We start from the raw sequence: 22,899 nt of genomic DNA on the forward strand, positions 1-22,899 counted from the left end.
CGCGGTCCGCGCAACGACGTCCACGGAACGACGTCATCCGTATACCTCCAACAGTCGCAGCCAGACCTCGCTGACTGTCGGGAACGACGGGACCGCGTGCCACAGCCGCTCCAACGGCACCTCTCCGACGATCGCGATCGTGGCCGCGTGCACCATCTCCTGGGTGTCCGGACCGGTGAAGGTCGCTCCCACGAGCACCCGGCGGGCCTCGTCCACGACAATCTTCGACGTGCCCGTGATCTCCTCCCCCCGCACCGACGCGCCGGCCACCGATCCGGTCGGCACGCTCACGGCCCGCACGGCGATCCCGGCCTCCCGCGCGGCCCGCTCGGTCAGTCCGACCGCGCTGACCTGCGGATCGGTGAAGGTCACCCGCGGGACGGCCGCCGGGTCGGCCAGGTCGCGCACGGGAGCGCCGGCGAGGTCCCGGCGGCCGGTGATGACGTCGGCCGCCAGCCGGGCCTGGTACTTGCCCATGTGGGTGAGCAGCGCGCGGCCGCAGACGTCGCCGACCGCGTAGAGCCAGTCCCCCGCCACGCCGACCGCGCGGAGCCGGTCGTCGACCTCGATGAACCGCCCGGGTTGCAGGCCCACGGTCTCCAGGCCCAGGTCGCCGGTCGCCGGGGTGCGCCCGACGGCGACCAGGATCTCGTCGGCGACCACGGCATCGCGGCGCGGCCGCCGCTCAACCGGCTCACCCGGATCCGCCGGATCCGCCGGATCCACCGGCTCCACCGTGACGGTCACCGGCCCGGCCGGGCCATCCGGTCCCGTCCGGGCCCGGCGGACCTCGACCGCCCGGCTTCCGAGCCGCACCGTGATGCCGGCCGCCTCGAAGGCGGCCCGCAACTGCTCGCCGACGAACTCCTCCTCCCGGACGAGCAGCCGGGGTGACCCCTCGATCAAGGTCACCTCCGCGCTACCGAGCCGGCGGAAGGCCTGGGCCAGTTCCACCCCCACGGCGCCGCCGCCGAGCACCACGAGGCGGTGCGGGACCTTCCAGGCGCCGGTCGCGGTCCGGTTGTCCCACGGTTCGGCGTCGGCGAGGCCGGGGATCGGTGGAACAGTGGCCCGCGTCCCGGTGGCCACGACCACGGCTCGGGACGCGGTCAGCACCCGGCGGGTGCCGTCCAGCAGCGTCACCGCGACCCGGCCGGCGGGCCCCGCCAGGCGCCCGGTCCCGCGCACCAACTCGACGCCCTTGTCGACCAGCCAGGGCACCTGGGAGGAATCGGAGTAGTCGCCCACCATCCAGTCTCGCCGGGCGAACGCCGCGGCGGCGTCGACGGGTCCGGTGACCGCCGACGCCGCGCCGGGAACGCGGCGGGCCGCCGCCAGCACCTCCCCCGGCCGCAGGAGGGTTTTGCTCGGGATACAGCCCCAGTAGCTGCACTCCCCGCCGACGAGCTCGCGTTCGACGACGATGACGGACAGACCAGCGTCGGCACAGCGGCCGGCGACGTTCTCGCCCGCGGGCCCGGCGCCGAGCACGATCACGTCCACGTCGGCATCCATGGCCGCCTCCCCTGCCCTACCCGGCTCGCTCACAAGCCCTCCKTCGCTGCTCGTCACAATCTGCCGCTCGATCCACGCCAACTGAAGATCATCGGGAACTTTCGGGGTCCCGGTCCGGACGGTCCGTGGCCGGTCCGGTCCGGCGCGGGCGCCGACTCGGAGACGAGAAGCACGTGCACCACGGACGGGGAAGCACGGATGCAGCACGGAGAATGGCGTCAGGAGCGCCAGGCCGGGCCCGTCCCGGCGACACGCCGGAGCGGGCCATCGAGACGAACCAGCGGAGAGATGAAGATGCAGCTCGGGATGATCGGACTCGGYCGGATGGGTGCCAACCTGGTGCGCCGGCTGATCCGCGGTGGTCACGAATGCGTGGTCTACGACGTCAACCCCGAGGCCGTTAAGGCCCTGGCTGCGGAGGGCGYCACGGAGACACGGAGCCTCGCCGAGTTCGCCGCGGCCCTGCGTCCACCCCGGGCTGCCTGGATCATGGTGCCCGCCGGGCTGACCGGTGAGACCGTCTCGGCCCTGGCCGAGCACTTCGCGCCGGACGACGTGATCATCGACGGCGGCAACTCCTACTACCGGGATGACATCCTGCGTGCCGCGTCGCTCGTCGAGCGGGGCATCCACTACGTCGACGTCGGCACCTCCGGGGGCGTGTTCGGGCTGGAACGCGGCTTCTGTCTGATGATCGGCGGCGAACCGGGGGTCGTGGCCCGCCTGGAGCCGCTGTTCGAGACGATCGCACCCGGCGTCGGCACCATCMCGCGGACCCCGGGCCGGACCGGCGAGATCACCCAGGCCGAGAAGGGATACCTGTACTGCGGCCCGAACGGCGCCGGTCACTTCGTCAAGATGGTGCACAACGGCATCGAGTACGGCATGATGGCCGCCTTCGCCGAGGGGTTCGCGGTGCTCGACAAGGCGAACATCGGCACGACGTCCGCCGAGCACAACGCCGAGACCGCCCCGCTGGGCAACCCGGAGTACTACCAGTACGACCTCGACACCACCGCGATCGCCGAGGTGTGGCGGCGGGGCAGCGTGGTCAGTTCCTGGCTGCTCGACCTCACCGCCGCCGCGCTGCAGGAGGATCCCGGACTCACCGAGTTCAGCGGCCGGGTGTCCGACTCCGGGGAAGGACGTTGGACGGTACTGGCCGCCGTGGAGGAGGGCGTTCCCGCCCATGTGCTGACGGCGTCCCTCTACGAGCGGTTCAGTTCGCGCGGGGAGGGCCTGTTCGCCGACAAGCTGTTGTCGGCGATGCGCAAGCAGTTCGGTGGGCACGCGGAGAAGCCGGCCGGCTGAGCCTCGTCGGCTTCCTTGCCTATCCAGAGGCTTTTGTGCTCGATTTATCTCTCTGGATAGGCAAGGAAAGGGGCTCAGGGGCGCACGTTGTCGGCGCCGAGATCCGCCACGTCTCCCATAACGATCATGGGATGGGCCATCGGGGTCAGCCAACGGAGAATGGCCACGAGGGCGTCCTGTTCCACCGCGATGCAGCCCCGCGTCGGCGATCTGTGGTCGACATGCAGCCAGATGTCCCCGCCGATCTGCGGGCCCAGCGGACGGGTCGGGTCCGACGGCGGATACCCGGGCAGTCGGTTGTAGTCGATGGCGACCACATAGTTGAACGCATCGGGCATCGGCTCGCCCCGCGGACCCGTCGCCCGGTAGAACGACGGGCGATACTCGTAGGGCAGACCGGTGCCCGGATCGGCGAGCTTGCCACCGGCGGCGGTGAGACTGAACACGCCGATCGGGCTGCGCAGATCGCCCTCCCGATGGTCGTACGTCCAGCCATCGGCGCCGTTGCGGCCGATCAGCGGGGCGCCGTAGGTCTTCCAGGCGGAGCCGGGATCGGCCCGTTCCCACAGCGTCACGTTGTTGGTGTTCGCATTCCGGTCGATGCCGCTCACCACGATCACCTGCCGGGCGGCCTGCGGAATCTTCGTCATCATCACCGGTCCGACCCCGGGGATCGCGGTGAGGTCGGAGGCGGGCCCCGCCCTGCCGTCCGCGCCGGTACCGGCCACCCGGCTCGTCCTCACCGGCCCACCCACGCCCGACGGGCGTGCTTCGGAGGTGGGACCGAGCCCGGATGTGCGTCCGAGCCGGGCTGCGCCTCTCGGCCCGGACGGTACGGACACCGACAGGTCATGCGAGGAGTCCGGGTCCGAAGCGGGACTGCTGAGATGAAGTGCGCTGGCCGCCCCCACGACCAACGTCACACCCACCGCGGCGGCACCGACCGCGACCGAGCGACCCCGCGGGGGGCTCGTACGCGTCTCGGTCCGGCGGCGATTCCTGCGATGATCGGCCATGCCTCCGACTTCCGGGACGACGCCACGGGCGAGGCTGCGACGCGCTGTTGACCCTTGCCACCCCCGTGACCCTTGCCACCCCCGTGACCCTTGCCACCCCCGTGACCCTTGCCACCCCCGTGACCCTTGCCGCCCCCGACGGCCGCCACGCCCGTGCCATCCGGCTGCGGCCATGATGCACCGGCGATGACAATACGTATCATTCACRCCGGCCTGGCGAGGTCGCCCAGCCCGGCGAGGTACCCCGACCTGGGGAGGTATCCCGCGGCAGCCGCCGGTGCGTCGGCCCACGACACCCGCAGACCGCGATCACGGCGACGGGAGTCCATGCGCCCGGGACCGTGACGATCGAAGACAGCCGTCCATGCCTCCATGTTCGACCTTCACTCCTCCCCGATCTCGGAATTCGGATACTTCGAGCAACGWTGGACACGATCCGGATCCAATGCCCAGCGGAGGGTGATAGATTGCCACATCGGCACCGATGATCAGAAGTATGTTCACGGAGAGACGAGACGAAGACCACGAGGAGCCCGCATGGTGGTACGGGCGGCCGGCAGCCGTTCCCAGCGCGGCCGGCACGAATAGGCCCCTCCGATCGTGCTCGCCGGTTTCCGGTTCCACCGCATCCTCACCGCCCCTCGGCGACCCGACACACCCGACCGGCCCGATCCCGTACCGGCCGCGCTCTTCGCCGCCCTCGTCGGCGCGCACGCGCAGTTGACCTCGCTCGGGCCCGGCCACGAACCCACCGCCTCCGGTGCGTCCACTCGCGGCGGCCCGTACCCGGTGCCGGGAGCAGCCCGGCCGGGAATCGCCGTCGCCTGGCTACGGGGCCCGGGTGAGGCGCACATCCGGTTCCTCGCCGGCGGCCGGCCCTTCTTCCCAGCGGACCCGACCGCGACAGACCCGACCGCGGCGGCCACGTCGCTCGCAACAGCCACGTCGACACCAGCCGCAACCGCGGTTCCGCTGCTGTACCCCCCGGGATCGACAGCGGTGGCGCTGCCACCGGACGCCGTACCCGCCCAGCTCGCCGGCTTCCCCTACTGGCTGCGGTGCGAAGGCCTCCCGGATGCCCTGTGGGCCGCCGATCCCGGCACCGACGCCCGGCAGCCAGACAMCCGCCGCGGATCGTTCGACGACTACGCCGCGCATCTCGTCGGCCCGTTCGCCTGGCTTGTGCTCGCGTGGCCGGTGCCCCCCGAGCATCTCGCCGAGGAACGGGCGGACCTCGCGCGATCGATCCCCGTGCTGCGCCGGCGGGAGAACGACCAGGGCGCCCGGCTCGACTTGGAGCGCGCGGAGGCCCGCTACCGGGAACTGGGCCGGGGCGCGTCGAGCGGCATGTGGGACGTGGAGATCCTGGTCGGTGGGGTGACCCCGGCCGGCGCGGTCTCGCTGGCCGCCCTGCTGTGCAGCTCCAGCGATCTCGACCGGCTGCCCTACACGTTGCGTCCGACCGGCCCGGTCACCTCGTTCGCGGGGGCCCTCGGCGGGGTCGGAGCCGGGGTCGGAGCCGGAGCCGGCGGGCTGGCCGGCTCACCGCGGTCCTCGCCGCGGGCGAGCGCGGAGCTGCTGGCGGCGCTGGCCCGGCCGCCCGGCCGTGAGCTGCCGGGCATCACCCTGATCACACCGCACGCCTTCGACGTGACGCCCGAGGGTCCGAACCGGTCCGGTCCCGCGGACCCCCGGGGAACGCCCGGCGCCGTTCGGCTCGGCGACGTGCTCGACGCCGGCTGGATGCCGGCCGGCGCGTTCTCGGTTTCCCTCGCGACGCTCAACCGGCACGCCTTCGTCTGCGGCGCCACCGGATCCGGGAAGTCACAGACCGTGCGGTCGCTGCTGGAGTCGTTGACCCGTGCTCCGGCGCCCGTTCCGTGGCTGGTCCTGGAGCCGGCCAAGGCCGAGTACGCCCGGATGGCCGGGCGGCTCGCCGGCCTCGCCGAGGTGCTCGTCATCAGGCCGGGCCGGCTCGACGCTCCACCGGCGTCACTGAACCCGCTGGAACCCGAGCCCGGCTTTCCCTTGCAGAGCCACATCGATCTCGTCCGGGCCTTGTTCCTGGCGGCGTTCGAGGCGCACGAGCCGTTCCCCCAGGTGCTCGCCCGCGCGCTGACGGTCTGTTACCAGGACCTGGGATGGAACCTGGTGCTGGACCGGCCGGAGCCCGCRCACCGGCCCAGATTCCGGGTGACCGGGCCGGAGGAGGACCCGAAGGTCGACGTGCGCAGGCGATATCCGACCCTCGGGGACCTGCAGCGCACCGCGACGAGGGTGGTCGAGAACATCGGCTACGGCGTGGAGGTCACGGCGGACGTCCGGGGCTTTGTCGACGTGCGCATCGGTAGCCTGCGAGAGGGTTCTCCCGGTCGGTTCTTCGAGGGCGGGCATCCGATCGATATCGGCGCCCTGCTGGCGCGCAACGTCGTCTTCGAGCTGGAGGACATCACCAGCGACCAGGACAAGGCGTTCCTGCTCGGCGCCGTCCTGATCCGCGTCGTGGAGCATCTGCGGGTCCGGTACGCCACCGCGGGCGCGGGCGGACTGCGCCACGTCCTGGTCCTGGAGGAGGCCCACCGGCTGCTCAAGAACGTCACCGACGGCCCGGCCGCGGCCTCCGTCGACCTGTTCGCCTCACTGCTCGCGGAGATCCGCGCCTACGGCGAGGGGCTCGTTGTCGTGGAGCAGATCCCAGCGAAGATCCTTCCCGACGTTATCAAGAACACCGCACTGAAGGTGATGCACCGGCTCCCGGCCGCCGACGACCGAGAAGCCGTCGGCGCGACAATGAACCTGCGCGACGATCAGTCCGAACTGGTCGTCGCGCTGCCGGCGGGGGTGGCGGCGGTAAGCGCGGACGGCATGGACCGTCCCGTGCTGGCCCGGATGGTCGCCGGAGACGACCGGGAGAGCGCGCGCTACGCGCGCTACGACCGGGTGCCCCTGGCCGGACGGCGCAGCCTCGGCTGCGGCGCGGCCTGCGTCGCCGGCCCCGCCTGCACCCTGGAGGAGACGGAGACGTCCGCCCTCGCGGCCCGCGATCCCCTGCTGGTGGTGTGGGTCGAGGCGGTGGCCGCGCACCAGGTCATGGGCTTCACCCATCTGCTCGGGATCGCGCCGTTCGCTCCGGCGGAACCCCTGCGGACCACCCTCGCCGCGTTGCCGGGTCGCATCCTCGACTGCGCGCTCGCCCATGCCGCCGACCGGGCGACGGACGCCCGCGCCGCCGCGCTGCGCCCCTTCGTCGACCCGGACGACTTCACCGCCGCCCTGCTCGCGACGCTGCGCCGGCTCCTCGGCCTGCCGCCGTCCCCGGCGGACGCGGCAGAGGCGGCGGACGCGGCAGACACGGCGGACACGGCGAACACGGCGAACACCGTCGACTCCCGGCACCTGACCGCGGGCATGTACCGCTGGCAGGACGTCCGGCAGGCGCTGGTTGACGCAGTGCGCCGGCGGGGGGCCGGCGCGGGCCCGCATCCGCTCACCGCGGCCTGGCGCGAGCGCGGCCTGACCCTGCCGGGCGAGACCGTGGGCGAACAGCTCACCCGGCTGAAGAACGGTGCCTTCTACGCTCCGGGCCGGGAGAAGGTCAACATCGGTGATCCGGCGGTCAGCGGCCTCACCGTGGCGGTCCGGGAACTCACCGGCGCGGCGGATGCCACCTCGCTGTCGGACGCGCTCCACCAGGCATGCACCGGCAAGGGACTGGCCGAGCTGGCCACCCAGATCTCCGACCTCGTCGGCCCCGCGCCGAGCGGACCGGGGAGCGCCCCACCGGAGTCCACCGCGGCGGCCACCGCCCTCGGCCCGTCCATCGGGACAGCATCCGCGTTCGGGACAGCATCCGCGTTCKGGACAGCATCCGTGTTCGGGACAGCATCCGCGTTCGGGACAGCGCGGGACTGAGCGCCCGGGCCCGTCGACCGTCGGGACGTTACGGCGGGGCCGACATGCACGGCGGAACGCGACAGAGTGGACACCACGCGCCATAATGGCCACGTAACGCCCCAGTACTGACACCGGGCGTGCCGAGATCGTTTCCAGGTGCACGATGATCGGGAACGGGGAGTCGCTGCGGCACGGTGGGCTGCGGCCGTCGGGGCTGCGGCACGGTGGGCTGCGACGCGGGAGCAGGCGAGTGGGACGGCGGAGGGTCGGCGATGGGGGTGGGCACGCTAACCACGACTGAGGCCCGGCTGATCCAGGGGCTCTTCGTTCCACGGGAGCGTTGGGGCTGGGAGTTCGTCGACACCGGTCCATCGRCCCCGAGCCCGCTCGCCGACCGTCAACCGGTCTGGCAGGAGCCCGAATCGCCCGATCTGACCGCGCTCACGGCCCGGCGAAACCATGCCGTCCGCGCCCTGCTGACCAGGCTCGTCCTGCCGATGGCCTTCGTGGTGTTCGGCATGCTGCTCGCGGGCGAGGGGGGGTTCTTCTTCGTCCCGGCGGGACTCGCGCTCGCCGTGGTCGCGTGCCTGCCTCCGCTGATCCTGCACTACCGGCTGGGCCGGACACGATCCCGGGCCGCGTCGGCCCGGGCCGACGGATACACCCGCCACCTGCAGGCGTTGACGTCCTGGCAGACCGAGGTCGACGCGCACGACCGGGCCGAGCTGCGACGCCGAGAGGCCACCGCCGTCTTCTATCCCGTCTCGGCCCCCGCGGCGACCCCCAGGATCGACGTGTTCGGCGGAACCGGCGACGGATGGGCGAGCCTGCTGGCCACCGCGGGCTGCTCGGTGCTCACCGGCGGCACCGGCATCCTGCTCGTCGATCTCAGCGAGCGGGCGGTGGGCGGGGGGTTGGCACGCCTCGCCGGCCAGGCGCGCTGGCCGGTGGAGTCCTGGGACCTGCCCCGCCAGCTCGACGAGGTGGCGCTCCTCGACGGCCTCGGGCCGCGGGAGGCCGGCGAGCTCGTCGCCGACGCGTTCGRCATGTCCCAGGAGAGCGGCGATGATCCGCACCGACGCGCCCTGCACGCGGACCTGGTCACCACCGTCGCCGTCGTTCTGTACGAACGGCTCAGCATTCGCCGTCTCGCCGAGGGCCTGCGCGTCCTCGAAGGTCTCGACGACGGCAGCGCGGCCACGTCGCTGTCGACGGCCGAGGCCGGGGAGCTCACCGCGCACATGGACGCGTTCGGCCGCGGTGACCGGATCGCCGACGAGCTGCGCTACCTGCGTTCCTCGCTGGAGGCGCTCAGCCCGCCACCACCAGCCACGGCCGCGACGGCACCGGCCGCGACGGCACCGGCCGCGACGGCACCGGCCGCGACGGTCGAGGCCCATATGTTGGCGGCCGCCGCCGATATGTCGACGGCCAGGATGCCGACGGCCAGGATGCCGACGGCCAGGGTCGACAGCGCGCCCCGTCCACTGACGGCCTGGTGGCCGGTACCCGGGCTGCGGGTTCTCGCCACGTCGAGCCGGGACTCGTCCGCCCACCGCAAGGAACTCACGGACCGGCTCCTCGTCCAGACCGTGCTCCACCAGCTCCGTTGCCGCCAGCGGGGCGGGCCGACCGGCCGGGACAYGCTGGTCGTCGCCGGGGCGGACCATCTCGGCCGAGCGGTCCTGACCGGGCTGACCCGCCACGCCGAGCTCGCCGGGGTGCGGCTCGTGCTGCTCTTCGAACGGCTCGCCGACGACGCCGAACGGGTGCTGGGCAGCCAGGGAGGCTCGACGATCATCATGCGATTGGGGAACGGTAAGGACGCCGCGACCGCGGCGGAATTCATCGGGCGTGGTTACCGCTTCGTCATGTCTCAGGTGACGGCCCAGGTGGGGCGCAGTTTCACGGCCGGCGACAGCGACAGCGTCGGTTACCAGGACGGCACCTCGGAGACGACCGGCACCAGCGGCGGAACCGGCCGGACCTACGACGGCACCCGGCTGCTGCCCTGGTTGCAGAACACGTCGAAGAACGCCGGATGGCAGGAGTCGGTGACGGCGTCGCGATCGCAGACCTGGCAGCGCACGACAAACTCGTCGGTGAGCGACTCGACAACCGACGGCACGACCTCCCAGCGGGTATACGAGTTCACCGTGGAGCCGACCACCGTCCAGACCCTGCCGGCGACCGCGTTCCTGCTGGTCAACCCGGTCGATGGGGCGGGACGGGTGGTGCCGGGGGACTGCAATCCGGGCACCGTCCTGCTGCCTGGGGTCTCCGCGGCCGACCGCTGGTCCGTACCTGACGCGGCCGCCACGCCCCTGGCGGGTCACCACGTCGGAACCGCCGGAGCCGAGGTGATCCAGGCCGGTACGGACCAGGCCGGCCCTGCGCGGACCGGCGCGGAGGAACAGCGTCGGATCGAGCCTGCCCCGCCCGTCGGGTTTCCGGGCATCGGCCAGCAACCGCCGGCCGACGAGGAGGTCTACCGGCTCGTCCCGCCCAAGGCGCGTCCCAGCGGCCCCGGCAGTCCCGGCGGTCCCGGCGGCCAGAGCACTCACCCGGGGGCGCGGGGATGGGTTCCCGGCGTCGGGGACCACCACCCGGGGCATGGCTGACCCGGTCCGGAACGCGGCCGTCAGGAAGGAGACAGCCGAAAGTTATCCACAGCCCGAAAAAGGTTCTGGCCCAACAGACAGACAACCGTCATCGTCTTCTCATGGCCCATAACCCTGGCCGACTCTCCTGGCAGGAGATCGCCACCATGCAGGCCGGCGTGATCACGATACGCGATGCGATCAACGCCGGCATCACCCGCGACGAGATCCGCCGACGGTTGAACGACGGTCGCTGGCAGCAACCCTTCCGCGGCGTGCTGATCACAACCGCCACACCCGTGACGAGGATGCAGGAGCTGTGGGGGGCCCTGCAGGCCGTCGGCCCGGACGCGGTGCTCGCGGGCGCCTGCGCGGCGGGGCTCGCGGGTCTGGACGGCTACGGCACCGGCCCGGTGACGGTTCTCCTGCCCACCGAACGCCGGATCGCCGCGCCACCGGGCGTGCTTCTGCGGCACAGCGCTCGGCTCGACATCACCGAGATCGATCCCCTCCGCCTGCCCCGGCGGACGGCCCCCGCCCGGTCCGTCATCGACATGGCCGAGTGGGCGGCTACCCGCGCGGACGCGCAGGGCCTGCTCGTTGACGCTGTCCGTCAACGTTTCGTCACCGTCGCGAGCCTGCGGATCGCGCTGGCCCGGCGTGGTCCGATCAGCCGCCGGACGCTGATCACCGAGACGTTGGACGACCTGGGCCGGGACGCGCCGCGCCTCACCGAGATCATGTACCGTCGCATCGAGGCCCAGTGGGGGTTGCCGGTAGGGACCCCGAGTGTCAACGGGCCCGCGGACGAGCCGATGGCGCGCCTCGACGTCTGGTACGAGCCGTGGCGCGTGCGGGTGGAGATCCAGGCGACGGTCCCTGGRCCGACGGTCGTCGCCGAGCCGACCGGCCAGCTCCTCATCCGTCTGCCGGCACGCCTGGCGCGGGACGCCCCGGCCGAGGTGGCTTCCCTCGTAGGCGGGGCGCTGCGTGACCGCGGCTGGTCGGCGTCGGTGCCGCGCGCTCCGCGGGCGCTGGCCTCCTGAGCTCCGCGGGACATTCGTTCGTCGCGTCCCGTATCCCTGTGCCGCGCCGCACATTCCGGTCAACCGGTCCGCCGAGGTCAGAGCTCCTTGCGGGCGATCATCAGGTAGGTGCCGGCGTACCGGGCGTCGTGCGCGTACCGGCCGGCAAGGCGGTCGAGGAGGCGGGCCAGTCCCAGTAGGGGGCTGGCCACAAGCATCACCAGGACGCGGCCGGCCGCGCCGACCGGGCCGGCCTGCTGGGGCAGCCACGGCATGGGGCGTGGCGCGATCATGGCCACGGCGAGCAGCAGGGCGCCGGTCAGCCCACCGGGACGGCGCGCCGCGGCGAAGCGCACCGCGACCGGCCGCAGCCCCCGGTCCTCCAGCGCGGCGATCAGGTTCTCCGCGGGGATGAAGTGGGCGCGCTCGGGGACCGCCCAGCCGGGCCAGAACCGGCCGAGCCAGCGGGCCTGCCGGCAGTCGGCGTTGGCCAGCTCGCAGACGACGTGCCCGCCAGGCGGCAACGCCTTCGCGACGGCGTCGAGCTCCGCCGACGGGTCGTCGCGGCGTTCCAGGTAGTCGAACATGCTGATGACGTCGTACCGGCCGGCGAGGCTGTCGACGACGTCGGAGAAACGGCCGTAGTGGGCGTGGTCGATCCAGCCGCGCGCCAGGCCCTTGGCCAGGCCGGGAAAGGTGTCGAGCCCGTCAAACACCGTCCTCGGCCACACCTCTCGGGCCGCGTTGGCGAAGTGACCGTACCGGGCCCCCACGTCCAGCCAGGTCCGTGGCACCACGAACGGTCGGACGGCGGCAGCCTGCTCGCGCCGCTCGCGGGCGATCGCGGCCAGGACCTGCTCGGCGACATCGGTGCGCAGGCCGTCGTAGCGGTCCCGGTCGTAGAACTCACGCCCGGCCGGGCTCAACGACGGGTTGAGGAAGACATGCCCGCAGCGCTCGCAGCCGTCCAGCCGGAAGGAACCGGGCTTGCGCAGGAGCAGGTCCGGCGACTCCACCCGGGTGGCGAGCTCGACCGATCCGCACCAGGGGCAGTCGGCCCGGTCGTGGCGCAGGAACCGGTCGAGGCCGGCCTGGACGTCCTGGGAGTAGGAGGCGCGGCTGGCGGCGGTCTCCTGCCTGGCCGCATGCTTGACCGGGTCCGGAGGAAGCCCGGCGGCCTTCGCCTCAGCCGCCTTCACGGCCTGCGCCCGGCCGGCCCGCACGGAGTCGACCACGAACAGCACCCCGCCGAGGATGCGCACGATGGGAGAACGAATGAGATCGCGCGKGGACAGCGGCACCCGGCCGGCGCAGACGAAGAACGGCTGGAACCAGAACAGCGCCATGGCCGCGAGGCCGAACGGCTGGTTCACATGGAAGCCGATCGCGGTGGCGATCTGGGGTACGAACGGGAAGAGCTGGTTCTGCCGGGTGAACCGGTAGGCCCGCTGCTGGACGCGGACACGCATCGCCGCGTCGTCCCGGGCGGCACGCAGCCCCGGCAGCACCGCCAGATCCGTCGAGCCGGAGGCGAAGGTCTTCAGCCGCTCGGTGATGTCGACGAGCTCCACCGGGTCGAAACCGTCCCGGCGGGTGATCCCAGCCCGCTGGAGAATCTCGGAGTGGAMCAGCAGCGCCTGGAAGGCGCCGCGGCCGGGCACGCAGCGGTCGGCCCGGTAGGTGCGGGTGTCGACCATCCGGGCGAGGTCGAGCGCCCGTTCGGCCGTCAGGTCCGCCGGGACGAGGTCGAGCACGTCGAGCCGGTCCCGGCTGGCGTGGTAACTGGCCGCCCGTCGGCCGCTGTCGGAGAGGCGGACCCCGGTCGCGACGAGGAACTCATGCGCGGGGTCCACCGGGCGACCGGAGGCCGGCAGGGTGTCGAGACGACGCAGCCGACCGCGCAGCCGCACACCGTTGATCGCCAGACCGGCACACACCAGGATCGGCAACCATGTCAGCACGACGTCAGAACCGTTCGAGCATCAGACCACGAGACCGATCACCGGACCGCCAGACCGAGCATCAGACCGCCAGCTTCTCAAGGTGATCGGCGGCGGCGGCCACCCCGCCGGCCGCGGCGAAGGCGGCCCGCATCCGGGCGGCGGCGGCCCGGTACGACGGATCGTCCAGCACGGCCGTCACCGCGGAACGCACGGCGGTGGGTCCGGCCCGACCGAACTTGACGCGCACCCCGGCCCCGTTACGGACGACCTGCTCGCCGATGATCGGCTGATCGTCGCGAACCGGGGCGACCACCAGCGGAACCCCGTGTGACAGCGACTCACAGACGGTGTTGTTGCCGGCGTGGCACACCACCGCCGACAACCGCGGAAGTAACGCGACCTGCGGCACGAACGGCGCGACCAGCAGATCGTCGGGCGCCGCGGCGGCGAGGTCGTCAACGAGCCCGGGTGTGGCGACGACGATCGCCTGTACCCGCTCGGGCAGGCCGAGCAGCCCCTCGGCCGCCGCCCGCAGAAACCGACCGCCGGCCTCCCGGGTCACCGTGCCGAGGGAGACGAGCACCGCCCGGCGGGCCGGGTCGAGCCAGTCCCAGGGGAACTCGCCCGCCCCGGCCCGTTTCCCGACCGCGCTGCCGACGAAGACCGCGTAGTCCGGGATCCCGGGATTGTGCAGCATTTCCCGGACGGAGAAGACGAGGGTCAACACCTCGGAGAAGCGCAGGTCCCCGATGGCAGCCTCGTCGGGCGGCACTCCGTGCCCGGTCTGGAACTCCCGCAGGCGGTCGACGACCCACTGCCCCAGGCCCGCGAGCACCCCGTAAGGATTGTCGAACTCGGCGGAGGTCGCCGCGAGGGTCGCCCAGCGCAGGCCCCGGCGACGGGCGACGAGCGCGGCGCCCACCGCCTGCTGGTCGATGACGAGCAGGTCGGGCTGGAAGTCGTCGATGATCCTGTCGATCGCCGGGGCCATCATCGAGCCGARCGGGAGCAGGAAGTCCTCCCACAGGAACTTCAGCGACGCCGGCCCCCGCAGCGCCCGAGACGCGTCCTGGATCCGGGACCACTTCTCGCCCAGGCCCGCCTCGGGTAACGCCAGCAGGGCCAGCTCCGGCGGGATCAACGATCCGATGACGCCCGCGTACCCGGCGAGCGCCACCTCGTGACCACGGGCGGCCAGCTCGGCGGCGACCCCGACCGCCGGGTTGACATGCCCGGTCAGGGGCGGCACCACGAACAGCACGCGGCTCATCAGACTCTTCTCACGCCCCTCGCCCCTCACGCCCCTCGCCGGCCGCAACTGCCGCGTCGGCCGAGATCGGGGCCGGCCGGCGCTCGGCGTTGAGATCGGGCGGCGGCACCCGCTGCGTCACCCAGTCCGGGGTGGCGAAGCGCCGGCCGTTCGCGCGCACGTAGGGCGGCGGCGGCGTCTGGCGGCGGAACAACCACCACCGCAGCAGGTCCCGCAGGTAGTGCGCGGCCTCCCGCAGCACCATGTGCGTGTGGTGCTCCAGGACGATCAGGGTGCACTCGGGCACCAGCGCGGCCAGGCCCGCAGCCTGCCCGATGATGTCGGAGTTCTCCCCGTACACCGCGAGCACCGGGACGTTCAGCGCGGCCAGCGCCTCGGTGGAGAACGGCGGAGTCGCCAGCATGTCGGTGGCGATCGTCGTCTCCTGCAGCAGCCGCTGCGCGGCCCGGGTGGCGCGGCTGGCCACGCGTCCGGCGCCGTTGTCCAACCACTCCTGGACCTCCTCGTCGGTCATCGCGACGAGGATCTGGGTCAGCGATCGGGCCATCTCCTCGCCAAGACCCTCGATCAGGAACGGCGGCTCGATCAGCGTCAGGCTCGCCACCCGGGAGGTGAACTCCAGCCCGAAAGCCAGCGCCATCGTGGCGCCGTAACTGTTACCCACCAGGTGCACCGGGCGATCCACCCCGAGCTCGTCGAGCAGCCCGAGCAGATCGGCCATCGAGTCCGCCAGCTCGTAGCCGCCGCGGGTCCGCTCGCTGCGCCCATGGCCGCGCAGGTCGTAGCAGATGACGTCGCAGCCGGCATCGGMGAGGCAGTTGCCCAGCGTGAAGTAGAAGCTGGAGATGTTGTCCATCACCATGCCGTGCACCATCACGACGACCGGCGAGTCCGTGGACGCTCCGCCCCTGGGCGCCAGTCGCTGCACGTGCAGCCGGATCCCGTTCGCGATGATCTCAGCCACGGGCCTTCAGGCCGATCCCGCCGGCGCCAGCGTCGGGAGGCTGTCGACGATGAAGTGGACGACCTCGCCGACCMGCATGTTGATCACCTGGTCGACGTCCATGTCGGCAAGGAGGCCGACGAAGTCCACCGCCTCGCCGTAGCGCCCACGCAGCCGGTCGGCCAGCGCCACGAACTCGATGCTCTCCAGCTCGAGATCCTGATTGAACGAGGTGGCCATCGTGATCTCCATGTCCACGACGTACTCCTCCCCGATCACCTCCCGCAGGAGCTCCGTGACCTCGCCGAGGATCCGGGCCTCGGCCTCGGCCCGCGTGACGGCGTCGGTGCGGTCGTCCGGATCCGGGCCGGGAGGACCCTGCCTCGTCGTGCTCTGCGCAGACATCATCAACACTCCTTCTGGCTCTGGAGACCATGCGCCTCGACCTCGGGGGAGGTCCAGGCGACTACATAACTGACGGTAGCGATATCGACTCTTCCGGTGGAGACGTCATCGCCCACAGCGTCCTGACGCCGCGACGGCGATACCCCGCCCTCGCGGGGCGCCGGGCCGGTCGGTTCCGGCTGAATCCGGCCGGCGGCGTCCACCGTACGCAACGCCACCCACCGGGTCCGCTCCGGCACCGACCCGTCGGGACCATCCCCGTAGACGGTGACCCGGACCAGGTCGGGCGGGGTGCCCCCCACCGGGGAGGACGCGAGCCCATCCCTTCCCGGGGAATGGGCCTTCCCCGGGAAGGGATGGGGGCCGTCCACGACGAACCGACGTGGACGGCCAGCGAGGCCCGTTCCGTCGGCCTTCGCCGCCGCCTCCTTCGCCGCCCACAGCCGGGTGAACCACACGGCCCGCCGGTGAGGATCGGTGCCGGCGACCCGATCGAGCAGGCGCAGTTCGGTGGGCGCCAGGGCCGCCTTCTCGACCCCGGCGGCGCGGGACACGATCCGCTCAAGATCGATGCCAACCTCCCCGTCCGCGGCGACCAAGGCCACGGCGAGCTCCGGCTTGTGGGCGAGCGACACCCCCGGGGGGTCGAACGCTGGGACACCCGGCCGCGCCGGCAGGGAGGTGATGACCGGGGCACCCACGTCGTCGTTACGGATCCCGACCTCGATCCCCCAGACGGGCCCCGCTCCCCGTTCCCACAGCCATCGCCGGACTGCGTCCTGGGCGGCGATCCGTCCCAACAGCCGGCCGCGTGCCGCCCTGGGGTTGAGCGCGGCGAGCCGGGCACGCTCGGCGGCATCGGCGTAGTGGCGCACGATCAGTTCCCGCGAGGCCGCGTCGGGCCAGCGGTCCACGGCGACCACCCAGYCCTCACCGGAGGGCTGGGCCACCGTGTTCAACTCCGGTGCACGCACCATCGCCCAGAGCACGTCGTCGTTGGCGAACCGGCGGTCGGTCCACCCGGTGATGACCGCCCAGACACGTCCGTCGGCCCGCCGCACCTCCATGTCCGCGGTCACCGTGCGCTCGGCCACCTGCCGGATCCGTACGACGCAGTCCACCAGGTCGCCCTCCACCGGTGCCGGGCCGTGGAACTGCACGTCGGCCAGGGACTGCGGGAGCAGGAGGGAGTCGTCGGACAGATGCTCCATCGCCCAGTAGCCGAAGAGCTGGCCCACGTTGTCGAGCAGGGCGCCGGACGCCGACGGCACCCGCAGACGCCCCCGGATACCGGTCGGGGCGATCGCCTCGATCCGATGGATGCCCTGGTAGCCGGGACCGTGGAAGAGGAACCGGGCCCCGTAGAGATCCCTGCCACGATGCCGCGGGGGCCGCTCGACGGGCAGCGTCGGGCCCGTCCGGCCCACGGACAGATCGGCGGTGATCGCGGTTGACTCGGGCGGCGGCAGGTGGTCCGCCGCGAACAGCACCGTGCCGCGGGCGTAGCCGTCCACGGTCACCCGCACCGCGTCCGGCCCCGCGGGGGCGAGCGCAATGGACACCTCCACCGCCGGCTCGATCGCGAGCCAGCGCAACGCCCGGACGTCTCGGACACCGACCGGCACCCGGCCCGGCAGCAGCGCGGCGGCCTCGCCGATCATGAGCTCGAGGACCTCGGTCATCGGCACGACCGGGAACAGATCGGATATGTCCGCCCAGCCCGGCGGCTGACGGTAGAAGCAGTGGTCGACGATGTGCGGCATCGACGCCAGCGACAGCCGTCGCCGGAACATCCGCGGCCCGGGTTCGGGACTGTCACGGGGCACGGGTACCCAGCCCACCGCGGACGTCCGATCGGCGCCCGTGCCCCGACCGGCCGCCCCGCCGTCGGCCGCGCTCGCGCCGCGGCGAGGAGGGACGCCCGTCGAACCCGCGTCGCCGTTTCCGCCGGCACCGCCGGACGTGCCACCGCCCCGGGGAGCATCGTCGGCGCGGAACCGAGCACCACCGCGCACGCCGCCCGACCGCACGCCGCCCGACCGCACGCCGCCCGACCGCACGCCGCCCGGGATCGCATCGCCCGGGATCGCCCTGCCCCCCGATCCGGGCGGGGGGACCCGAGCCGGCGTCGCCCCATGCGACCAGCGGTCGACCACGGTGGACATCACCGCGTCCGCCTCGGCGAGCGCGGCCCGCAGCTCGGCAATCACCGGATGCGTCGGCACGTCACCTTCGGCCCAGGCCGGCGGGTTCCGGTGGGTCCGATCGGCACTGCCCGGGTTGAGCAGGTCGCCGGCCCCGCCGCCGAGGCGGATCAGGGGGGTGCCGAGGCTCAACCGCACCGGGGCGCCGACGCGGTGCGGTCCGTTGGCCGCCCGGGGGAGCGGCGGCACCGCCGGCGCGGGTCGCGACCGGCAGGGCAGCAGGTCCATCCGGGGCGCGGCGCCTTCCGCCCACATCGCCGCCGCGACCCGCCGCAGCTGGTCCAGCCCGGGACGCTTCACGGTATTCGTGACCAACGAGAGATGGTCGTTGCCGGGCAGGGTGTCGTCGACGAATCCCGCGACGCTGCCCACTCCGACCTGGATGAAGGCACGCACCCCGCGCTCGCGCAGCCGCTCGACGAGCTGGCGGAAGCGTACCGGTTCGACCAGGTGTCGAAGAGCGAGCGCGCGGATGGCGTCGTGGTCGCTCGGGTAGGGCGCCACCGTGGTCGCCGACCAGATCGGCACGCTCGCCTCGACGAACGTGGTGCGGGCGAGCCGCGCCCGCATCGGGTCCAGGTACGGTTCGAGGAACGGGGAGTGGAACCCTGACCGGAACGGCAGGATCTGGCCCAGCACGCCGTCGCGGCGCAGCCGGTCCAGCGTGGTACGCACGCTGTCCTCCCGCCCACAGATGATCGACTGATGCGGGCAGTTGTCGTGGGAGACGACGACCTCGTCGAGCCCGGCGATGACCTCCGTCGCGCGCTGCGCGCCGCAGCCGAGCGCGCCGAAGACGACCCCCGGCACCTCCAGGGCTGTCGGGTCGAAGCCGGCGAGGAAGTCGTCGGTGTACTCGTCGGTGATCAGCCCGCAGGAGATCATCGCGTTCCACTCGCCGATGCTGTGGCCGCCGACGAGGTCCGGGATGATCCCGAGCCGCCGCAGCGCCACATCGAGGATCCGGCCGACCTCAACGCTCGCGACGCCATGCCGGCCGAGCATCCCGGTGTCGTCGAGGGTCGGCTTCGTCAGCCCGAAGTGTTCGCAGACATCGTCGATCCGCGGGGTGAACTTGTCCTCCAAGCCGCAGAACAGGAAAGCGGTCTGCGCCGGGGAGTCCCMACCCGCCCGCGCGGGGGCGAACATCCCTGCCGGGGTGAACCACAGGTCGTTGCGTCCCCGCCAGGGGGTGCCGCGCTCGACGACGGTGCGGGCGAGCGCCAGCCGACGGGCGGTCGGCGCGACCAGGGCCAGCCGCCACGGCCCACCGGTCGGCGGGGTCGCGGCGTCGTCGCGGGCGAGCAGTTCCGCGTCCGGGACGTCKAGCTGGGCCAGCAGGTCAGCCGCGTCGGCCCCGGCGAACAGCAGCACCGGTTCGACGTCCGGACCGACGTCCGGGTCGGCTGCCCGGTCCACCGTGGTCACCGCCGGGGCGGCGAACGTACGGGCCGCCGTCACCGCCGCGGGTGCCGGCGCCTCCTCCAGCACCAGATGGGCGTTGATGCCGCCGAACCCGAAGGCGTTGACCCCCGCTCGGCGGGGACCGCCGCCGGCCGGGGCGTCCCACTCGACGACGGCGCGCACCGGCGCGAACCGGCTGCCCACGAACGCCGGATGCGGCTCGTCGCAGTGCAGCGTGGGCGGCAGGACCCGGTGGTGCAGCGCCAGCGCGGTCTTGATCAGAGCGGCCGCGCCCGCGGCCGGCATCGCGTGACCGATCATGGACTTGACGGAACCGATCCCGATGTCCGCCCGACCCGGCCCGGCCGGTCCGCCCGACGCGGTGCCAAAGATCCGGCTGAGGGTGGCGAGCTCCACAGCGTCGCCGGTGGGGGTGGCCGTGCCGTGCGCCTCGACGAGGCCGATCGCACCCGGCGCCGTCGGGTCGAGCCCGGCATCCGCCCAGGCCCGGCGGACGGCGAGCGTCTGGCCTTCGACGGCCGGGGCCATCAGCGAGGCGGACCGGCCGTCACTGGACGTGCCCGATCCCCGCAGCACCGCGTAGATCCGATCGCCGTCGCGCTCGGCGTCGGCAAGCCGCTTGAGGACGACCATGCCGACGCCCTCGCCGATGAGAATGCCGTCGGCCCGCCGGTCGAAGGGACGGATGATCTCACTCGGGGACAACGCCCGCAGCAGGGTGAAGACGCTCCAGAACGACGCCTCGTGCACGATGTGGGCGCCACCGACGATCATCGCGTCGGTCCGGCCGGACCCGAGGTCACGCATCGCCATGTCGACGGCGATGAGCGATGACGCGCAGGCCCCGTCCACGGTGTAGGCGGGTCCGCGCAGGTCGAGCCGGTTGGYGATGCGGGAGGCGGCGAGGTTCGGCACCAGCCCGATGGACGCCTCGGGGCGCTGCGGTCCGAGCTGGGCGACGAACGCCTCCCGGACCCGTTCGACGGCCTCGGCCGGCAGGTCGGGCAGGATCTCGCGCAGCGTCGTGACAATCTGGCGGGAGGTGCGCACCCGCTGTTCGAGCTTGGCGACCCCGGGACCGACGTAGCCGCCGCGGCCGAGCACCACCCCGACACGCTCGGCGTCCCCCAACCGCTCGGGACCGCCGGCGTCCGTGATCGCCTCGGCGGCGAGCCGCAGGGACAGCAGCTGGTCGGGTTCGGCCCAGTCGACGGCCAGCGGCATGATGCCGAACGCGGCCGGATCGAACGACGCGAACTCCTCGACGAAACCGCCACGCCGGCAGTAGAAGGCGTCGCTGGCACCGCCGGGGCTGCCCACACCGCCGGGTCTGCCCACACCGCCCGGTCCGGCGCCGGGACGGTCACCGCGGGGCAGGTCGGGGCGAAACAGGTCGGGGCGGAAGTAGTCGTCAACGTCGAAACGCTCCGGCGACACCTCCCGGATCGCGTCGACACCCCCGACGATGTTGCCCCAGAAGGTGCCGAGGTCGCCGGCGCCGGGGAACAGCGCCGCCATCCCGACCAGGGCGATGGGTGGGGCGCCGCCCCCGGACGCGGACCGGGATCCCGACGCCGACCGCCCCCCCGGCCCGGCACCGGGCTCAGGCATCGAACGACTCCACCGAGGCGCACATGTAGACGACCTGCGCGGGCGTGCCCGCCGGAGCGGCCAGCTCCCGCAGCAGGGCGGCCACCCCGTCGGCGGGATCGATCAGGCCGATGCCACGGCGCGCGTACTCCCGGGCAAGCTCCGGGGAGACCATCCCACCGCCGGTCACACCGGCCGCACCGGCCACCGCGCCCCCGGTCACCGCGGGGGCCGGTCCGCCGGCCCGTGCCACGAAGTCCCGCGCGGATCCCCAGGGACCCCAGTCGACGCTGACCACCCGGCCGGCGAAGCGGCCCGCACAGGCACCGGCGAGYGTGTCCAGGGCGTCGTTCGCGGCGGCGTAGTCGAYCTGGCCGCGGTTGCCGAAGACGCCCGCGACACTCCCGAACAGGACGACGAAGCCGACGTCGTCCCGCAGCGCCGCCAGCAGCGCCCGGGCACCGTCGATCTTCGTTCGGTACACCTGGTCGAACGACTCGGGCGTCTTGTCCCGCAGGAGTCGGTCCGCCAGGATGCCCGCACCGTGCACCACGCCGTCGAGGCGACCGTGGCGGGCGTAGACGTCGGCCACGACCGAGGCAACGGCGGCACCGTCACGCACGTCCATCGCGTGGTAACGCACCGACGAGGCCAGCCGACCAAGGACCTCCAGCGTGGTGCGCACCTCCCGCTCGGCGAGCAACCGGGCCACCTGGGACTCGATCTCGGCCGGCCGGCGGACGCCGGTGGCGACAAGCGCGCGGCGCAGCGCCGGGGCGTCGAGCGCATCCGCCGTCACCGGATCCTCCGGTCCGGTGGGCGGTGGGGTACGCCCGATCAGCTCGATGGCGCAGCCGCTGCGCCGGGCGAGCTCCACGGCGACGGCCGCCGTGATACCCCGCGCGCCACCGGTGAGCAGCACCACCGAGGAGGGACCGAGCTCGGCGGGCAGTTCGCCCGCATAGCCCGCCGCACCCACGTCGCCGACGTCGCCCGCGACGCCCAGCTCCACCGGCCGGATCCGCGGGGTCGCGCGGACCCCGTCACGGTAACCCACCACGGACGGCCCGCCGGGGGTGAGCAGCTCGACGAGCAGGCTCTCGGCGATCCGACGCGGTTCGTCCTTCGGTTCGACGTCGACGAGGCGGACCGCGATGTCGGGAACCTCCCAGGCGATCGTGCGCACCAGGCCGGCGAGGCCCATCCCCGGGGTCAGCTGGATCCCCTCGTCCCCGGCGTCGCCCGGGGCGAGCGCTCCGGTGCCGTGGGGCGACGGGCGACCGAAGCGCCCGCCGTGCCCGGTCGCGACGAGCATCCGCCGGCTGCCGCCGAGGGCCGCGGCCCGCAGTGCCGCGAACGCGGCAGGAAGAACGGCGTGGTCGCCGGCACCGGGATCGATCGAGGCGATCCACACCAGGCCGTCCGCGCCGGCGCCGGCTCGAACCTGACCGACCAGGCCCCGGTCGTCGGCAGCGAGGATGCGGGCCTCGGCACCCGCCTGCTCCAGCAACGTGGCGAGCTCGAGTCCGACCCCGAGACCACCCTCGACGAGAAGGAAGCGGGCCCCGGCCAGCGACCCGGCACGTCCGACCGGCTCCGGGGTCGAGGGCACGGGGACGATCTCCGGTTCGACAACGAACCGCCGTAGCGGGATCGCGGCTGTCGAGCCGGCCCCCCCGGACTTCGCGACTCCGGCGGACCGACCGGGCCCGGTGGGCTCGGCCGGTTCGGTCGCGCCGGCGGCATCCGGATCCACCG

Annotated in this window: 12 protein-coding genes; 4 read left to right on the forward strand and 8 right to left on the reverse strand. The window is 73.0% G+C overall.

The annotated features are described in order from the left end of the window. Positions 1–33: 33 nt before the first annotated feature. The gene (locus CcI156_RS12720; RefSeq protein ID WP_011435389.1) at positions 34–1,515 is read right to left on the reverse strand and encodes an NAD(P)/FAD-dependent oxidoreductase; all 1,482 of its coding nucleotides are present in this window, start codon (positions 1,513–1,515) and stop codon (positions 34–36) included. 294 nt (positions 1,516–1,809) lie between these two features. Between CcI156_RS12720 and gnd the strand changes: the two genes are divergently transcribed. Next, positions 1,810–2,826, forward strand: a complete 1,017-nt coding sequence (gene gnd, locus CcI156_RS12725; protein WP_076805871.1) for a phosphogluconate dehydrogenase (NAD(+)-dependent, decarboxylating) — start codon at positions 1,810–1,812, stop codon at positions 2,824–2,826. A gap of 74 nt (positions 2,827–2,900) precedes the next feature. On the opposite strand, the gene CcI156_RS12730 is transcribed toward gnd, so the two are convergent. Then, the gene (locus CcI156_RS12730) at positions 2,901–3,569 is read right to left on the reverse strand and encodes a L,D-transpeptidase family protein (protein WP_108913723.1); all 669 of its coding nucleotides are present in this window, start codon (positions 3,567–3,569) and stop codon (positions 2,901–2,903) included. Positions 3,570–4,442: 873 nt separating this feature from the next. On the opposite strand from CcI156_RS12730, the gene CcI156_RS12740 reads away from it, so the two are divergent. The 3 genes from CcI156_RS12740 (at position 4,443) to CcI156_RS12750 (ending at position 11,382) form a co-directional block, all read left to right on the forward strand. Beyond that, on the forward strand, positions 4,443–7,754 hold the full coding sequence (locus tag CcI156_RS12740; RefSeq protein WP_076805862.1) for an ATP-binding protein: 3,312 nt from the start codon (positions 4,443–4,445) through the stop codon (positions 7,752–7,754). A 254-nt stretch (positions 7,755–8,008) separates the two neighbouring features. Then, positions 8,009–10,357 (forward strand): hypothetical protein, encoded by a 2,349-nt coding sequence (locus CcI156_RS12745; protein WP_076805864.1) that lies wholly within the window; start codon positions 8,009–8,011, stop codon positions 10,355–10,357. Between the two features lie 101 nt (positions 10,358–10,458). Beyond that, a complete protein-coding gene (locus CcI156_RS12750) occupies positions 10,459–11,382 on the forward strand; it encodes a type IV toxin-antitoxin system AbiEi family antitoxin domain-containing protein (RefSeq protein WP_108913720.1) in 924 nt (307 codons plus the stop codon). A gap of 77 nt (positions 11,383–11,459) precedes the next feature. Here the strand turns inward: CcI156_RS12750 and CcI156_RS12755 are convergent, their stop codons facing one another. From CcI156_RS12755 to CcI156_RS12780, 6 genes are all read right to left on the reverse strand, one after another. After that, positions 11,460–13,322, reverse strand: coding sequence for a class I SAM-dependent methyltransferase (locus CcI156_RS12755; protein ID WP_076805865.1), 1,863 nt, complete (start codon positions 13,320–13,322; stop codon positions 11,460–11,462). 61 nt (positions 13,323–13,383) lie between these two features. Then, positions 13,384–14,574, reverse strand: a complete 1,191-nt coding sequence (locus CcI156_RS12760; protein WP_076805873.1) for a glycosyltransferase — start codon at positions 14,572–14,574, stop codon at positions 13,384–13,386. Positions 14,575–14,584: 10 nt separating this feature from the next. Further along, on the reverse strand, positions 14,585–15,538 hold the full coding sequence (locus CcI156_RS12765; RefSeq protein ID WP_076805867.1) for an alpha/beta fold hydrolase: 954 nt from the start codon (positions 15,536–15,538) through the stop codon (positions 14,585–14,587). A 6-nt stretch (positions 15,539–15,544) separates the two neighbouring features. Continuing rightward, on the reverse strand, positions 15,545–15,922 hold the full coding sequence (locus tag CcI156_RS12770; RefSeq protein ID WP_371681803.1) for an acyl carrier protein: 378 nt from the start codon (positions 15,920–15,922) through the stop codon (positions 15,545–15,547). A gap of 2 nt (positions 15,923–15,924) precedes the next feature. Beyond that, positions 15,925–21,162 carry a type I polyketide synthase gene (locus tag CcI156_RS12775; protein WP_076805869.1) on the reverse strand — a complete coding sequence of 1,746 codons (5,238 nt, stop codon included), beginning with the start codon at positions 21,160–21,162 and terminating at the stop codon, positions 15,925–15,927. Beyond that, the coding region (locus CcI156_RS12780; protein ID WP_254847401.1) for an SDR family NAD(P)-dependent oxidoreductase at positions 21,155–22,899 on the reverse strand (1,745 nt) is incomplete at its 5' end. The genes CcI156_RS12775 and CcI156_RS12780, both read right to left, overlap by 8 nt.

This window comes from Frankia sp. CcI156, from assembly GCF_001983015.1.
GTDB lineage: Bacteria > Actinomycetota > Actinomycetes > Frankiales > Frankiaceae > Frankia > Frankia casuarinae.

What these genes read in the sequence shown, in the direction of transcription:
- CcI156_RS12720 (WP_011435389.1), bottom strand. Translation starts at nt 1,515, where the DNA reads ATGGATGCCGACGTGGACGTGATCGTGCTCGGCGCCGGGCCCGCGGGC.